This window comes from Microbacterium testaceum (genome assembly GCF_001476655.1).
Classification (GTDB): domain Bacteria; phylum Actinomycetota; class Actinomycetes; order Actinomycetales; family Microbacteriaceae; genus Microbacterium; species Microbacterium testaceum_C.
In genome coordinates this window covers 1-14,421 of sequence record NZ_LDRT01000144.1, presented here as the reverse complement: position 1 = coordinate 14,421, position 14,421 = coordinate 1, and the positions used below count along the sequence as shown (strand labels likewise).

Below are 14,421 nucleotides of genomic sequence, written 5' to 3'. Positions count from 1 at the left end.
CGCGTCGCGGCGCCGGTCGAGCTCGTCGCGGTCGACGTCCTGGTTCCAGCCGACATGCACGGCGCAGTCGTCCTCGGTCTCGAGCACGAACCACGCCTCGGTCTTGCCGTAGGGGCAGTCGAGGTGCGCGCCCGCGAACCCGCGGTCGGGGTGGACGTGGACGGGGAGGCGCTGTCGCGCGTCGAGGAGCTTGACCAAAATGCCGAGGTCCGCGGCATCCCGTCCGCCCCGGGCTCCCACCCACCCGGCGCGGTCGGCCGTGACGAGGTCGCGTAGGAACGAGCCGTCCTCGGCGATCGCGAGGCCGATCTCGTCGGAGCCGAAGCGCGACACGGTGGAGCCGAGCCACTCCTCGGGCTGACGGTCGGTCTCGGGCACGATCCCGCGCAGCGCCGCGATGCGGTCGCCGCCGAGGTAGAAGTGCTGCACGGGATTCGGCGGCAAAAGGACGGGCTTCATGACGCGGCTCCGATCGGGGCTGCGGCCGGAACGGCGGCGTCGCCGGCCGGCTCGGGGTGGACGAGGGAGAGCGCGGGTGCGGGCTCAGCCGGGGCCAGGAGAGGGTTGCGTTCCTCCCGCGGCGCGGCAGACCGACCGGCGGGCGCCACCTCTCCCGACCCGCGCGGCACGAGACGCGTCGGCACGACGATCCGCTCGGGGCCGGCGTCGGGGCGCACGGCCCGTTCGCGTAGCAGCTGGAAGGCGGCGATGGCGAGCAGGCGCGGGTCGTGGTCGACGTAGGTGATTCCCGGTTCGAGCACCTCGGCGAGGGTGAAGTCGCCGAACGAGATCAGCGCGGGCATCGCCAGGCCCCGGGCGCGGATCGCCTGCACGGTGCCGATCGCGGCGAGGCTCGTGGCGCACAGCAGCGCGGTGGGGGCGTCGTCGCGCTCGAGCAGGCGCGAGGCCGCGGCGGCCTCGCCGCGACCGAACCGTTCGTGGGTGATGACGAGCTGCGGGTCGAACGAGAGCCCGGCCGCCTCGAGAGCGGAGCGGTACCCGGCGAGGCGGTCGCTGACGGTCGGGTAGGGCACGTCCTCGCCCATGAAGGCCACGCGGCGGTGACCGCGGGCGATCAGAGCGGCGGTGGCCTCGGCCGCCGCGCCGAAGTCGTCGATGACCACGGCGTCGATGCCGGACCGCACGCGGTCGACGCTGACGACGGGGAAGCGGGTGCGCAGGGCGGTGAGGGTCGAGGCGGCCACGGCGACCGGCGCGACGATGAGCCCGGCCAAGCGGTGTCCCGTGAGCCGGTCGAGCTGCGTGCGCTCACGCGCGGCGTCGTATCCGGTGCTGGCGAAGATCACGCTCAGCCCTTCGGCGACCGCGAGCTCCTCGACGACGCTCACGAACGCGGCGAAGAAGGGATCGCTGATCGCGTCGATCAGGATGCCGATGGTGTCGGCATCGCGGCGCTTGAGCTCGCGCGCACTGCGGTCGGGCACGAAGCCCAGCTCGCGCACGGCCTGCTGCACGCGGTCGCGGGTGCCGGGGAGCACTCCGGCCTCGTCGTTGATGACGCGCGACACGGTCTTGGGGCTCACGCCCGCCGCGGTGGCGACGTCGATGAGCCGGGCGCGCGGCCGGGGCGTCACGGCCTCGGCGGCCGCGGGGGCCGTTGCTCGTTCGTGCGTCATCGCATCTCCGACATCGTTGTCATTCGGTCGAGAACCCCTCGGTCGGGACTCGCTGGAGTCAGCATGAACCCGGTGGGACAACGTTGTCAAGTGACAGGTCGGTCTCGGATGACATCGATGTCGAGGCCGAGCTCCCACGCCGCCCCCGGGGCGAGTTCCCGCAGCAGACCCTTCGCCCGCGCGTCGGCACGTCCGAGGATCGTCGCCGCCGTCGCCGGCTCCACGCCGAGCACCGCCGCTCCCTCCTGCGCCACCCGCCACTGGAACATCCCCGGCAGCACGGCGGTGTCGAACGAGATCCGGATGCCGAGCCCCGCCCGCGAGATCACCTCGGCGGCGACCCGGCGATCGGCCGGAAGCCGGTGCGCGAACACCTGCTCGGGGTAGTGCGCCACGGGCTCCGGGAACTCCGCCCACGACGCCAGGCCGACCTCGGCCTCGGCGTCGCGCGCGGCGACCCGCTCCGCGGGCGAGTGCAGCACGGAGCCGGCGTCCACCACCGGCCAGCCGAGGTTCACGTGATAGAGCACCATCGGCTCCACCGCCCGCGCGCCGCGGTTCACGATCTCGTCCCGCAACTCGATCCGCCCCTCGCCGAACGGCAGGCGCACCCGACGCCGCAGCTCGAGGTGCGCGCCGAGCACGGTCGCCTCCACGACCGTCGCCTCCACGATCACGGCATCCTCGGCGACCTCCGCACGGGTGACGGATGCCGCGAGCCCGCTGTAGCGTCCGTGCTGCGGATGCTCCCCCTCGGCGTCCACCGACGGGGGCCCGAACGAGAGCAGGCCGCACGTCGTCACGAGACCGCCCCCGAACGAGGCGCCGAATCCCCCGGCGCCCGGCCGCGGCCATCCGGTCGGCGACACCCACGCCAGCGGGACGCCGCGATGGCGCACCTGCCCGAGGTCGAGACCGCGATCGGGCAGCAGCTCGACCTCGAGCTCCCCCGCGATCATCCGCAGGCGCCGGGTCCCGGCATCCGGCCCGTCGGTGCGCACCGACGCCTCCACGCTCGCCAGCTGCGCGCTCGAGCCGATACGCCGACGCGCCTCGTCGATGGTGGATCCGTACAGCTCGCCCATGAGCTCCGCCTTCCTCGCCGTTGCGCGATTCACGCTAGCAGCGATTGACAACGTTGTCTTGTGCCCGCATACTGACCGTCGAGCGCAGAGCCGCGCCCCGACACGACGTCTCGGAGACCCACACCCCATGTCGAAACCCCGCCTCAATCGCCTGTTCAACGCGCATTCCGGCCGCGCGCTCGACGTCGCCGTCGACCACGGCGCCTTCCACGAGCACCACTTCCTCACCGGCATCGAAGACATGGCCAAGACCGTCGCGACGCTCGTCGACGCCGGCCCCGACGCCGTGCAGCTGACCCTCGGCCAGGCGCCGCTGCTGCAGTCCGCCCCCGGCAAGCAGAAGCCCGGACTGGTCCTGCGCACCGACATCGCCAACGTCTACGGCGACCCGCTCGAGTCACCCCTGCACAGCGTTCTCGTTCCGGATGCCATCGAGGTCGCCGTCCGCCTCGACGCGGTCGCCGTGTGCGTGAACCTGCTCGACCTGCCGGGGGAACCGCAGGTGCGCGAGCAGTGCATCCGCTCGATCCTGGCGCTGCGCACCGACGCCGAGCGCTACGGCATGCCGCTCATGATCGAGCCCCTCGTCATGCAGACCAAGCCCGGATCCGGCGGGTACGGCGTCGACGGCGACACGGCCAAGATCGTCACCCTCGTGCGACAGGCCCGCGAACTCGGCGCCGACCTCATCAAGGCCGACCCGACCGACGACATCACCGATTACCACAAGGTCATCCAGGCCGCCGGGGACACTCCCGTTCTCGTGCGCGGCGGCGGACGTGTCGATGACCGCACCCTGTTGGAGCGCACCCGCGCGGTGCTCGAGCAGGGCGCCCGCGGCATCGTCTACGGCCGCAACGTCATCCAGCACGACGACCCCGCCGGCATCACCGCGGCCCTGATGGCGGTCGTCCACGACGATGCCTCGGTCGACGAGGCCCTCGCCCTGATCGGCGGTGGGGCATGACGCGCTCGACCACCCCGACCACCCCGACCGACGCAGGAGGCACCGAATGACCGGCAAGAAGGTGGGCGTCGGCATCATCGGCGGCGGCCTCATGGGACGCGAGATCGCCGCGGCGCTGCGCCGCTGGCCCGCCCTCATCGATCACCCCGCCGAGCCCGAGCTCGTGGCGGTCTGCGACATCAATCCCGCGGCGCTTTCGTTCTTCGAGCGCATCGACACCGTGCAGTTGACGACGACCGATCATCACGAGCTCCTCGCCGATCCGCGCGTGGACGTCGTGTACATCGCCGTGCGCCACGATCTGCACGAGCGCCTCTACGTCGACACCGTCCGCGCCGGCAAGGCCCTCCTCGCCGAGAAGCCGTTCGGCATCGACCGCGCCGCCGCCGATGCGGTCGTGGCCGCGATCGACGAGAACCCCGAGTCGTTCGTCCGCGTGTCGAGCGAGATGCCGTTCTTCCCCGGCGCCCAGTGGGCCGTCGACTACGTGCGATCCGGCGCTCTCGGGCGCATCGTCGAGGCGAAGTGCACGTTCCTGCACTCGAGCGACATCGACGTGAACAAGCCCCTCAACTGGAAGCGGCAGAAACAGTTCTGCGGCGACGCGGGCGTGCTCAACGACCTCGGCATGCACACCTGGCACGTGCCGCTGCGCCTGGGCTGGACGCCCGAGAGAATCGTCGGCGTCCTGCAGGACATCGTCACCGAGCGCCCCGGCCCCGACGGCTCGCCGCAGCCGTGCGACACGTGGGACAACGCCGTGATCCACTCCTGGGCCCGCCACGAGGGGGCGCCCTTCCCGCTCACCACCGAGACCAAGCGCATCGCGCCGGGTCAGAAGAACACGTGGGAGTTCGAGGCCATCGGCATGTCGGGCGGCGTGCGCTTCAGCACCAAGAACCCCAAGCAGGTCGAGGTGTTCGCCTTCGTCGACGTGCCGGGTGTCGGCCGCGAGCAGAGCTGGCAGAGCGTCGACGCGGGCAGCCAGTCGGTGTGGCCCACGGTGACGGGCCCGAACTTCGAGTCCGGATTCTCGGATGCCATCCTGCAGATGTGGGCGGCCTTCCTCGCCGAGTACGTGGGCGAGCTGGGCGAGGGTTTCGGCTGCGTCCGTCCCGACGAGGCGGCACTCACGCACCGCCTCTTCGCGGCCGCGATCGCCTCGCACGAGAACGGGACGTTCGTCGCGCCGGAGATCTGAGCCTCGCGCGCGATCAGGGTGCCTCGTGGCGAACGAGGCGCCCTGATCGCCGTGTCCCCGGGGGTCCTGCTCCCGCATCTCCGGCGACGACCGGCGCATTGCCTATGCTCGGAGGACGCCGCCCTCCGCGGCATCATCCGAGGAGACGCATGCGCAAGTCCGGCCGACCCACCATGGTCGATGTCGCTGCCGACGCCGGCGTGAGCTTGAAGACCGTCTCACGCGTCATCAACGGCGAGCCCTACGTCGACCCGGCCATGACCGAGCGGGTACAGGCGGCGGTCGCGCGCTTGGGCTATCACCGCAACGTCCTGGCCGCGAGTCTGCGCTCGGGTAACCGCGACACGATCGGCTTCATCGCCGCCGACCTGTCGAACACGTTCTACATGGCCGTCGCCGCAGCCGTGTCGGCGGTGGCCGCGCGCGAACGCATGCACCTCGTCATGGCGTCCAGCGAGGAGGACGCCGCCACCGAACGCGCCCTCGCCCTCGACCTGTGCCAGCGCCAGGTCGGCGGGCTCATCGTCGTGCCGACCGCCGACGACCATTCGTACCTGGCGCGAGAGGTGGCGCTCGGCACTCCTGTCGTGTTCCTCGACCGTCCCGGGACGGGCATCCCGGGCGACGCCATCCTGCTCGACAATCGCGGCGGCGCCCGCGCCGCCGTGGCCGAGATGCTCGAACACGGGCACCGCCGGATCGCCGTGCTGACGGACGCACCCGGCATCTTCACCATGGCCGAGCGCTGGGCCGGAGCGCACGAGGCGTTCGACGCCGCCGGCCGCGAACCCGACCCAGCCCTCGTGGTGCAGAACCTGCACACTCCGGCCGATGCCCGAGCGGCCATGCAGAGCCTTCTCGATGCGGCCGACCCTCCGACCGCCGTCTTCTGCGCCAACAACCGCTTGACGATCGGTGCCCTCGAGGCGATCCTGCCCCGGGGTGCCGACGTGGACATCGCGGGCTTCGACGACTTCGAGCTGTCGCGGGTGCTGCCGCGCCGCATCCGGATCGTCGACTACGACATCGCCGACCTCGGACGGCGTGCGGCCGAAACGATCCTCGCGCGAACGGCCTCGCCCGCCACCGGTTCGCACACCCACCTCGTTCCCACACTGCTGGTCGACCGGGGTGGCGCAGGCTGACGCCTCCGGGCACCGGCACGAGGTCCTCGGCTCGACGCCGAGCGGATGATCCGACGGGTGACTTTCGATTCGCTTCCCCCGTGAGGGAGCGATGCGGGGGCCCGACGTCCTCGGTCAGGCGGGAGAGTGAGAGATCGCCCCCTACCCCGCCCGGAGCGATGAATGTCTTCTTCCCCACCCGCCCATGGGTGGTTCGCGATCGCGTACGGAGCCCTCGACGTGGAAGGTTCCGCCCTCTTCGAGCGCGGAGCCGAGGTCCTTCTCGTCCCGGCCGTCCCCGGTGACGTTCTCTGTCTGGTCGGAGAGGGCGCCGCGCTCTGGCGACGCCTCATCGACAGCGCGCCCGTCCAGGAAGACGCCGTCTCGGCCGCGGAACGCGTCATCCTCTCCGAGATGGCACAGGCCGGCATCGTGACTCGCGACGCCACCCACCCGGCTCGAGTGACGCAGCTCGCACCACCCGTCCTCTCCTCGCCCCTGCACGAGCTCGTGTACGCCCTCACCGCCCAGGTGGCCGCGGAGCACGGCATTCGCTGCGTCTTCACGAAAGGACCCGCGCTCATGCTGCAGGGCCTGCGCGAACGGGAGCATTCCGGCGACGTCGACGTCTGGTGCGACCCGGCGCGGTGGGACGACCTCGCGGAAGCGCTCGAGCCGTGGGGGTGGGCCCGCGAGCCCGATGCCTGGCGCGGCACCGCGGTGCATCACACCGCCACCATGCGACCGGAGCGATGGGGCTGCGAGATCGACATCCATCGCCGCTTCCCCGGGCTCACGATCGACGACGCGGCGGCGTTCGAGATCGTGCTCCGCGACGCCGAACCCCTCCGATTCGGTGCCGTCGACATCCTCGTGCCGCGCGTCTCGACGCACGCCGTGCTCGCCGCCATCCACGCTGTACGACCGGTCATCGGCGCCGGGCCGCGCACCCGCGACATCTCCGACGGTGCCGCTCGTCTGCTCGCCCGCGCCCCCGACACGCTCGAGCGGGCGAGGGAGCTCGGCGCCGTCGTCGCGCTGCGCGACGAACTCGCGCCGCTGGCGGCTCCCGGGTCTCTCGATGCCGACGAGGGCACTCCGCGCGATTGGGCGTGGCGCGCCGAGTCGAGTCGAGTACGCGCCTACTGGGTGGCGATGCGCGGGCTGTCGTGGATCGTGCGCGCACGCCTCGTCATCCGTTTCGTCTGGCCACCGGACGACATCGCTCTGGCCTCCGCACACAGCGCCGGAGACCCCACCGACGATCCCACTCGCGCGCGGTGGAGCCGCCTTCGCCGGGGCGTGCGCGAGTGGCTGCATGCACGATCATGAGATCCCGCGACGATGCGACGATTCACCCCGTCCGTCACCTCCGTCTCGGTCTTCGTCGCGGCGAGCGCGACGCCGAGACCGGGAGGATCCTCGCCACCCCTCCTTCCCGCCCGATCCCCGTACGGAGCCCGCCCGCATGACCATGTCCGATGCGCCGACGGTCGTCAACGGCCGTTTCCTCACCCACCGCACCACCGGCGTCCAGCGATTCGCCCGAGAGATCGTTCGCGAACTCGCTCCACTCACGCCGCTCGTGATCGTCGCGCCCCCGGGGGATCTCATCGACGCCGACCTGGGCGTCGAAGTCCGCCAGATCGGACGTCGGCACGGGCATCCGTGGGAGCAGATCGACCTGCCGGCGTATCTGGCCCGCGAGGGTCGTCCGCTGCTGCTGGGCCTGGCCACCACGGGCCCGGTGACTTATCGACCGCAGATCGTGGCACACCACGACATCACCTACGTGCGCCATCCCGACAGCTTCGCGCGGTCGTTCCGCCTTCTCTACCGGGCGTTGATCCCGCCCTTGTTGCGCGCGAGCGCCCGCGTCATCACGGTCAGCGACTTCTCCGCGCGCGAGATCGCGCAGCACTACCGGGTGCCGGCCGAGAAGCTGCGCGTGGTCGCCAACGCGGTCTCGGGCGACTTCACCGCCGACGGCCCCGCCCACGACGAGGGGTGCGTCTACCTGCTCGCGGTGTCCTCCCCCAACCGGCACAAGAACTTCGACGCCCTGCTCTCCGCCTTCCATCGAGCGGACCTGCGCCACATCCGGCGACTGCTCATCGTCGGGGGTCAGGCGCGCGCGTTCCACGCGGCGACGCGCAGCGGCGATGACGACAGGGTCCGCTTCCTCGGCCGCGTGGACGACGCCGAACTCGCCCGGCTCTACCGCGGGGCCACCGCCTTCGCGTTCCCCTCGTTGTACGAGGGCTTCGGCATCCCACCGCTCGAGGCGCAACGCTCGGGCACCCCGGTGCTGGCGGCGCGAGCGGCCTCGCTTCCCGCTGTCCTGGGCGATTCGGCGCTCTGGATCGATCCTCTCGACCCCGACGACATCCGCCGGGGCCTGGAGCGCCTCGACAGCGACCCCGCCCTGCGCGCCGAGCTCTCCCGGCGAGGTCGCATCAACGAGGCCGCATATTCGTGGGCCCTCTCGGCGAGACGCGTCGCCGAGGTGGTGGCCGAGGTCCAGGCCGAGATCCGACGCTGACCTCAGCGTCCGACGCGCACATCCCAGGCTCTGGCCAACGCCTCCCGCTGGGCTCCGGGCGTACGAGCGCCCAGGTAGGCGGCCCAGGCGGCGTGGTTCTCGACGCTCCACGTCGCCAGGGCGCCGGCGCGGACCGCATCCAGGAACCTCCCCCTTCCCCCGGCGATGGTGAGCTCCGGGGGAAGGCCGGGAAGAGCCGGGATCGCTCGCGCGAGAACGGGAAGGCCCATTGCGTGAGCGTCGAGGATCGCGATGGGAAACCCCTCCCACGCGGCCGTGTGCAGGTAGAGGTCGAGCGCGCGCAAGCGTGCCGCGACCTCGACCGGCGTCAGCCATCCGGTCACGTGCACGGCGGGATCGACGTCCGATCCGTCGCCGATCCACCAGGCCTCCACGGGAACCGGTAGCGCCGCGCGCAACTCCGCCACCCGGGCGCGGAAGAACGCCGGGTCCTTCTGCGGAGCGTCCCGCCCGAGCATCCCGACGCGCACCGGTGCCCCCGGCGCTCTCGGGCCCCGGGAGTCGGACGGCCCGGCGGAGACGGACGCGACGTTCGGCACCACCAGCACGCGGTCCGGAGGCACCCCGATCCGAAGAGCCTCCGCCCTCTCGCCCGGACCGCAGGCTGCCACGATCGTCGCTCGCCCTCGAAGCACCTTCTCGATGAAGCGGTAGATCCCGCGCACCGGGCGCGCGACGTCGGCGCGGAGGAAGGCGAAGCAGTGCGGGGTGTACACCAGTCGCGTCCGACGCGCGGTGTTCAGCAGCCGCGCGTAGACGCCGGGGAAGCTGGAGTGCGCGTGCACGACGTGGTACTGCCTCGCGAGGAGGATCCGGCGCAGATCCCGCATGGCGCTGAGTGCCGACGTGGTGTCCCAGGCGACGAGCGTGGCCGTGGTCCCCGCCCAGACCGGAGCCGGCTGCCCCTCGGCGAAGGGGGCGGCGATGACGTGCTCCACTCCCGCGGGGGAGTTCGCGACGTACGTGCGCACCGCGACCGGCACGCCGCCGGTCACGCGATCGACGAGGTGCAGGATGCGGGGAGTGGCGGGGGCGGTCACGCGTCGACGGTAGGGACGTCGTCTCCCTTCGGGGCCCGGGCGACCCAGGCGACACCCGCGGGTGAAGCGCCGCGTGCGCGGCGATCCCGGATCACGTCAAGGCCCCGTTCTCGACCGGGGGCGATGCCTACCGTCGAGACATGACCTCCGATCGCGATCAGTTCTCCTTCGACAATCCCGTCACCCGGTACGCGCGCGTCGAGCCGCCCGTTCAGCATCAGCCCGAACCGGGCATCCAAGCCGAGATGACGCCCGTGCCCGATCTGGGCGAGAAGACCTATCGGGGTCTCGGCCGGCTCGAGGGGCGCAGAGCGCTCATCACGGGTGGCGATTCCGGGATCGGCGGAGCCGTCGCGATCGCCTTCGCCCGCGAGGGTGCCGACGTCGCGATCGTGCACCTTCCCGCGGAACAACGCGACGCCGACCACATCCTCGAGCAGATCCGGGATGCCGGCCGCACCGGCGTCTCGATCGCCACCGACATCACCGACCCCGGCGCGTGCCGTGACCTCGTCGCCCACGCCGCCGAGGCCCTGGGCGGGCTGGACATCGTCGTCAACAACGCGGGCAAGCAGGTGATGGTCGAGAAGGTCGACGACCTCTCCGACGAGCAGTTCGAGCAGACCTTCCGCACGAACGTGTTCGCCCCGTTCTGGATCACGAAGGCGGCCCTCGCGCACCTGCCCGAGGGCGGCACGATCATCAACACCGCCTCCCTGGAGGCGTACGTCCCCGCCCCCGACCGGCTCGACTACGCCGCGACGAAAGCGGCGATCAACAACCTCTCGAAGGGGCTGGCCCAGCAGCTCGCACCGCGCGGCATCCGGGTCAACGTCGTCGCTCCCGGCCCCACGTGGTCGGCTCTCCAGGTGAGTCAGGGCGTCTCCGACGACCAGATGGAGCACTTCGACGACGAGAGCACCTATCAGCGTGCGGGTCAGCCCGCCGAGATCGCGCCCGCGTTCGTCTTCCTGGCGTCCGCGGAGTCGAGTTACGTCTCGGGCGAGACGTTGAACGTCAACGGCGGCATGGTCACCCCGTAACGATCCCCGCGAACGCCCCGTCCCGCGTGCGACGGGGCGTTCGTCGTGCCGCGGCGGGCGCTCCCGCCGCGGCGCCGCCCGATCGCGTGCGAAACTCCTGACTTTCCGCGCGCGCCAGCCCGCCGAACGAGGATGGGCGGCAGAAGAGCCCGGATTCTCAGGAGTTCGGCCCGCCTCGCCGCCGCTCGCCGCGCGATATCGACGCCCTTGCGCATAACGGCCCGCCGCGCAAGCGACCCGTTCGAGCCCCCTCCGTGCGCGAGCGTGAACATATGCCCACCGACAACCCCACCGCCTCGGGCGGGGAGACCGTCACCCTGTTCCTCCTCCACGCGCTCGGCGCGAGCGCCGGTTCCTTCGATCGCGTCGCAGGGCTTCTCGACGGCCGCGTGCGCGTCGAGGGCATCGATCTCCCGGGCTTCGGCTCGCTCGCCGACGCCCGTGACACGTCCCTCGAGGCCACGGTCGACCACGTCATCGACCACCTCGCCCGTCACGCGCGGGGGCGCTGGATGCTGGGCGGCCACAGCATGGGCGGCAAGATCGCCGGGCTCGTGGCATCCCGGGTCCTCCGCGGGGAGGCTCCGCTGGTGGGGCTTGCCGGAATGGTGCTGATGGCGCCCTCGCCCCCGCGTCCGGAGCCGATGGACGAGGAGCGCCGCGAGCGCATGCTCTCCTGGGTGGCCGACGGAGCGATCTCGGATCAGGATGCCGAGACCTTCCTCGCGCAGAACACCGCGGAGCCGCTCGACGCCGCCGCACACGCCGATGCCGTCGCCGACCTCCGGCGCACCTCCCCCGGCGCGTGGCGCGCGTGGCTCGAGACAGGCAGCCGCGTCGATGCCTCCGCGGAGGTCGGAACCCTCGACCTGCCCGTCCTCGTGCTGGCCGGCACGGATGACGGCGACCTCGGTGCCGCCGCTCAGCCCGGGCTGCTGGCATCCGTGTATCCCCGCGCGCGCTTCGTCTCGCTCGAGGACACGGGCCACCTCATCCCCCTCGAGCGCGCCCCCGAGGCCTCCGAGGCGATCGCGCGCTTCGCGGCGGACGAGGTTCTCCTGGGGCCGGTCGTCCCCGGCGACTGGGCCGCCCTCATCGCCGGCGACCGGGTCGATGCGCGCGTGCGCGGGATCCTGAACCTCCGCGCGATTCCCGACGACCGGGGGTATGCCCCGCGCGTGCTCGATCTCGCCCAGCTGACGCTTCTCCGCGAGATCGCCGACCTCGTCGTCCCGCAGGACGGACCCGCGATCGACATCGCCGCGCGCGTCGACGCGCAGCTCGCGCGCGGCGAGGGGGACGGGTGGCGCAACGCCGACCTGCCTCCCGACCCGGAGGCGTACCGTGCGGGCCTCGATACGCTCGCCGCGATCTGGCCGACCGACCCGACGTCGCGCGAAGACGTGCTGCGCGCCGCGATCGAGGGGACGACGGATGCCGAGGGCCCCTTCGACGCGGCTCGGCTGAAGCTGTGGCTCGAAGACGCCCGCAACGACCTCGTGCGGCAGTGGCTCGCGCACCCCGCGAGCATGGCGCGCCTCGGATACGACGGGTTCGCCACCGGCGGCAGCCCGATGCGGGGCTATGTGGAACTGCGGCTCGGACGCCGCGAAGACTGGGAGCCCGCCGGCGTCGGCGGCACCGTAGCGACGGGAGACGCGGCATGAACACCGTAGCGGCGGGAGACGCGGCATGAACATCGAGCAGATGCGCACGTACGGCGTCGACGAGATCGTCGACGTCGTGGTCGTGGGAACCGGCGCGGGCGGCGCGCCGCTGACGGCCGAACTGGCGCAGAAGGGCCTGAGCGTGGTCGCGATCGAGGCGGGCCGTCACTTCGCGCTCGGCGACCTCACGCCCGATGAGACCGAAGCGGTCGAGATCAACTGGATGTCCGAGCGCCTGAGCGGTGGCGATGACCCCACCGCGTTCGGCCCCAACAACAGCGGCCGGGGCGTCGGCGGATCGATGCTGCACTGGGGCGCCTTCACCCCGCGTCCGGATCGCCGGGACCTCGCGCTCCGCACCGAGACGGGCGAGGGCCGCGACTGGCCCGTCGACCCCGACGAGCTGCTGTCGTACGTCGAGCGCGTCGAGGGCGACATCGGCGTCTCGGGTCCGACGCCGTACCCGTGGGACCCGGACCGCACCTACGCGTACGCCCCCGCGAAGCGCAATGCGCCCGCGAACCTCGTCGCGAAGGGCTGCGATGCCCTCGGCATCCGCTGGGCCGACGCGCCCGCCGCCGTCCTCACCCGGGCGCGGCTGCAGGACCACCACGGCGAGCGCGGAGCGTGCATCAACTGCGGCGAGTGCCACCAGGGGTGCCGGACGGATGCCAAGGCCTCCACCGCCAACACCTACCTGCCCGCGGCGGTCGCCGCCGGGGCCGAGATCCGCGCCGAGGCGATGGTGCACGCGATCGAGCTCGACGCGCGCGGCCACGTCGAGGCCGTCGTCTACCGCCAGAACGGCGTCGACGTGCGTCAGCGCTGCCGGTCGCTCGTGCTCGCGGGCGGGGGCGTCGAGACGCCGCGCCTGCTCCTGCACACCGGCCTCGCGAACGCCAACGGACAGGTCGGCCGCAACTTCCTCGCGCACGGCGCGACGCAGGTGTGGGGCCGCTTCGACGAGCCGGTGCGCGGGCACCGCGGTTACCCTTCCTCGCTCATCAGCGAGGACATGATGCGCCCCGCCGACGCGGATTTCGCCGGGGGCTATCTGGTGCAGAGCCTCGGCGTGATGCCCGTGACCTTCTCGACCACGCTCGTGCGCGGCGGGGGCCTCTGGGGTCCCGAGCTGATGCGGCGGCTCGAGCAGGCGCGGTTCATGGCGGGCATCGGCATCAACGCCGAGTGCCTCCCCTCCGACGGCAACCGGCTCACCCTGGCCGACGAGACCGACGAGTTCGGCATCCCCCGCGCGCGCGTGAGCTTCACGGCGGGCCCGAACGAGAAGGCGCTCGACAGGCACGCGACGGCGTTCATGGTGCGGGTCATGGAGGCGGCCGGAGCCCGCGAGACCATGGTGCTCGCCCGCACGGCGCACACGATCGGCACGTGTCGGATGTCGCTGGACCCGTCCGACGGCGTCGTGGATGCCGACGGCCGCTCGCACGAGATCCCCAACCTGTGGATCTGCGACAACTCCGTCTTCCCCTCGGCCATCGCCGCGAATCCCGCCCTGACCATCATGGCCCTGTCGCTGCGCACCGCCGATCGCTTCCTGGCATCCGCCGCCTGACCCCGCCCTCGCGACCGCAGCGCCTCCCCGTCGAGTGTCCAGAACACGCCGTTTGCAGCACCCCCGTTGCGGCGTTTCCAGGACACTCAACGGCACTCCGTTCGACGCGGGAGAATGGATGCCATGAAGCTCGAGCATCTCCGCCGGTTCGCCGTCCTCGCCGAGGAGCTGCACTTCCCTCGCTCGGCCGAGCAGCTCGGCATCCCCCTCGCGTCCCTCTACACGACGATCGACAACCTCGAGGAGGAGGTGGGGCAATCGTTGATCTCGCGGACCCCACCCACCCAGCTCACCCCCGCGGGGCGTCTACTGCTCGAGGAGGCGCACCACCGCATCGCCGACGCCCCGCCCGCCGCGCCGAAGCAGAAGTCCCCCGGCGGCGGCAAGGCGAAGGCGTCGAAGGGCAAGGGCCGCGCCCCGATCGTCAAGGGCCAGCCCAAGCCCTACAAGAAGCGCCAGGGCCGCTGACCCGCAGCCCGGCGTCGCCCCCACCCCGCAACCCCGCGACCCCGCGACCC

12 protein-coding genes and 1 pseudogene are annotated in these 14,421 nt (G+C 72.0%); 9 read left to right on the top strand and 4 right to left on the bottom strand.

All coding sequences use genetic code 11. The features are described from left to right. From NS220_RS16465 to NS220_RS16455, 3 genes and pseudogenes are all read right to left on the bottom strand, one after another. A pseudogene (locus NS220_RS16465) lies at nucleotides 1–459 on the bottom strand (class I mannose-6-phosphate isomerase); the annotation flags it as partial. After that, a complete protein-coding gene (locus NS220_RS16460) occupies nucleotides 456–1,637 on the bottom strand; it encodes a LacI family DNA-binding transcriptional regulator (protein ID WP_058625095.1) in 1,182 nt (393 codons plus the stop codon). The gene NS220_RS16460 and the pseudogene NS220_RS16465, both read right to left, overlap by 4 nt. 86 nt (nucleotides 1,638–1,723) lie before the next feature. Continuing rightward, nucleotides 1,724–2,722, bottom strand: a complete 999-nt coding sequence (locus NS220_RS16455; RefSeq protein ID WP_058625094.1) for an aldose 1-epimerase family protein — start codon at nucleotides 2,720–2,722, stop codon at nucleotides 1,724–1,726. A 127-nt stretch (nucleotides 2,723–2,849) separates the two neighbouring features. Between NS220_RS16455 and NS220_RS16450 the strand changes: the two genes are divergently transcribed. The 5 genes from NS220_RS16450 to NS220_RS16430 all read left to right on the top strand — a co-directional run bounded on the left by NS220_RS16450 (nucleotide 2,850) and on the right by NS220_RS16430 (nucleotide 8,556). Beyond that, nucleotides 2,850–3,689 (top strand): class I fructose-bisphosphate aldolase, encoded by an 840-nt coding sequence (locus NS220_RS16450; RefSeq protein ID WP_058625093.1) that lies wholly within the window; start codon nucleotides 2,850–2,852, stop codon nucleotides 3,687–3,689. Nucleotides 3,690–3,735: 46 nt separating this feature from the next. Beyond that, nucleotides 3,736–4,890: a Gfo/Idh/MocA family protein gene (locus NS220_RS16445; RefSeq protein ID WP_058625092.1), complete on the top strand. Its 1,155-nt coding sequence runs from the start codon at nucleotides 3,736–3,738 to the stop codon at nucleotides 4,888–4,890. 149 nt (nucleotides 4,891–5,039) lie between these two features. Continuing rightward, nucleotides 5,040–6,035 carry a LacI family DNA-binding transcriptional regulator gene (locus NS220_RS16440; protein WP_058625091.1) on the top strand — a complete coding sequence of 332 codons (996 nt, stop codon included), beginning with the start codon at nucleotides 5,040–5,042 and terminating at the stop codon, nucleotides 6,033–6,035. A gap of 162 nt (nucleotides 6,036–6,197) precedes the next feature. Next, the gene (locus NS220_RS16435; protein WP_058625090.1) at nucleotides 6,198–7,346 is read left to right on the top strand and encodes a nucleotidyltransferase family protein; all 1,149 of its coding nucleotides are present in this window, start codon (nucleotides 6,198–6,200) and stop codon (nucleotides 7,344–7,346) included. Between the two features lie 136 nt (nucleotides 7,347–7,482). Then, nucleotides 7,483–8,556, top strand: coding sequence for a glycosyltransferase family 4 protein (locus tag NS220_RS16430; protein WP_206543037.1), 1,074 nt, complete (start codon nucleotides 7,483–7,485; stop codon nucleotides 8,554–8,556). A gap of 2 nt (nucleotides 8,557–8,558) precedes the next feature. Here the strand turns inward: NS220_RS16430 and NS220_RS16425 are convergent, their stop codons facing one another. Further along, complete coding sequence (locus NS220_RS16425) at nucleotides 8,559–9,617, bottom strand: glycosyltransferase (RefSeq protein ID WP_058625089.1); 1,059 nt, start codon at nucleotides 9,615–9,617, stop codon at nucleotides 8,559–8,561. Between the two features lie 140 nt (nucleotides 9,618–9,757). On the opposite strand from NS220_RS16425, the gene NS220_RS16420 reads away from it, so the two are divergent. The 4 genes from NS220_RS16420 to NS220_RS16405 all read left to right on the top strand — a co-directional run bounded on the left by NS220_RS16420 (nucleotide 9,758) and on the right by NS220_RS16405 (nucleotide 14,371). Further along, entirely contained in the window at nucleotides 9,758–10,660 is a 903-nt protein-coding gene (locus NS220_RS16420) for an SDR family oxidoreductase (protein WP_058625088.1), read from the top strand. 272 nt (nucleotides 10,661–10,932) lie between these two features. Beyond that, complete coding sequence (locus NS220_RS16415; protein WP_058625087.1) at nucleotides 10,933–12,327, top strand: alpha/beta hydrolase; 1,395 nt, start codon at nucleotides 10,933–10,935, stop codon at nucleotides 12,325–12,327. Nucleotides 12,328–12,352: 25 nt separating this feature from the next. Continuing rightward, a complete protein-coding gene (locus NS220_RS16410; RefSeq protein ID WP_058625086.1) occupies nucleotides 12,353–13,903 on the top strand; it encodes a GMC family oxidoreductase in 1,551 nt (516 codons plus the stop codon). A gap of 123 nt (nucleotides 13,904–14,026) precedes the next feature. Beyond that, the gene (locus NS220_RS16405) at nucleotides 14,027–14,371 is read left to right on the top strand and encodes a LysR family transcriptional regulator (RefSeq protein ID WP_058625085.1); all 345 of its coding nucleotides are present in this window, start codon (nucleotides 14,027–14,029) and stop codon (nucleotides 14,369–14,371) included. The last annotated feature ends 50 nt before the right edge of the window (nucleotides 14,372–14,421 follow it).

Excerpts from the sequence above, each read along its gene's own strand:
- NS220_RS16460 (WP_058625095.1), bottom strand. The coding sequence starts at position 1,637 with ATGACGCACGAACGAGCAACGGCCCCCGCGGCCGCCGAGGCCGTGACG.
- NS220_RS16455 (WP_058625094.1), bottom strand. The coding sequence starts at position 2,722 with ATGGGCGAGCTGTACGGATCCACCATCGACGAGGCGCGTCGGCGTATC.
- NS220_RS16450 (WP_058625093.1), top strand. The coding sequence starts at position 2,850 with ATGTCGAAACCCCGCCTCAATCGCCTGTTCAACGCGCATTCCGGCCGC.
- NS220_RS16445 (WP_058625092.1), top strand. The coding sequence starts at position 3,736 with ATGACCGGCAAGAAGGTGGGCGTCGGCATCATCGGCGGCGGCCTCATG.
- NS220_RS16440 (WP_058625091.1), top strand. The coding sequence starts at position 5,040 with ATGCGCAAGTCCGGCCGACCCACCATGGTCGATGTCGCTGCCGACGCC.
- NS220_RS16435 (WP_058625090.1), top strand. The coding sequence starts at position 6,198 with ATGTCTTCTTCCCCACCCGCCCATGGGTGGTTCGCGATCGCGTACGGA.
- NS220_RS16430 (WP_206543037.1), top strand. The coding sequence starts at position 7,483 with ATGACCATGTCCGATGCGCCGACGGTCGTCAACGGCCGTTTCCTCACC.
- NS220_RS16420 (WP_058625088.1), top strand. The coding sequence starts at position 9,758 with ATGACCTCCGATCGCGATCAGTTCTCCTTCGACAATCCCGTCACCCGG.
- NS220_RS16415 (WP_058625087.1), top strand. The coding sequence starts at position 10,933 with ATGCCCACCGACAACCCCACCGCCTCGGGCGGGGAGACCGTCACCCTG.
- NS220_RS16410 (WP_058625086.1), top strand. The coding sequence starts at position 12,353 with ATGAACATCGAGCAGATGCGCACGTACGGCGTCGACGAGATCGTCGAC.
- NS220_RS16405 (WP_058625085.1), top strand. The coding sequence starts at position 14,027 with ATGAAGCTCGAGCATCTCCGCCGGTTCGCCGTCCTCGCCGAGGAGCTG.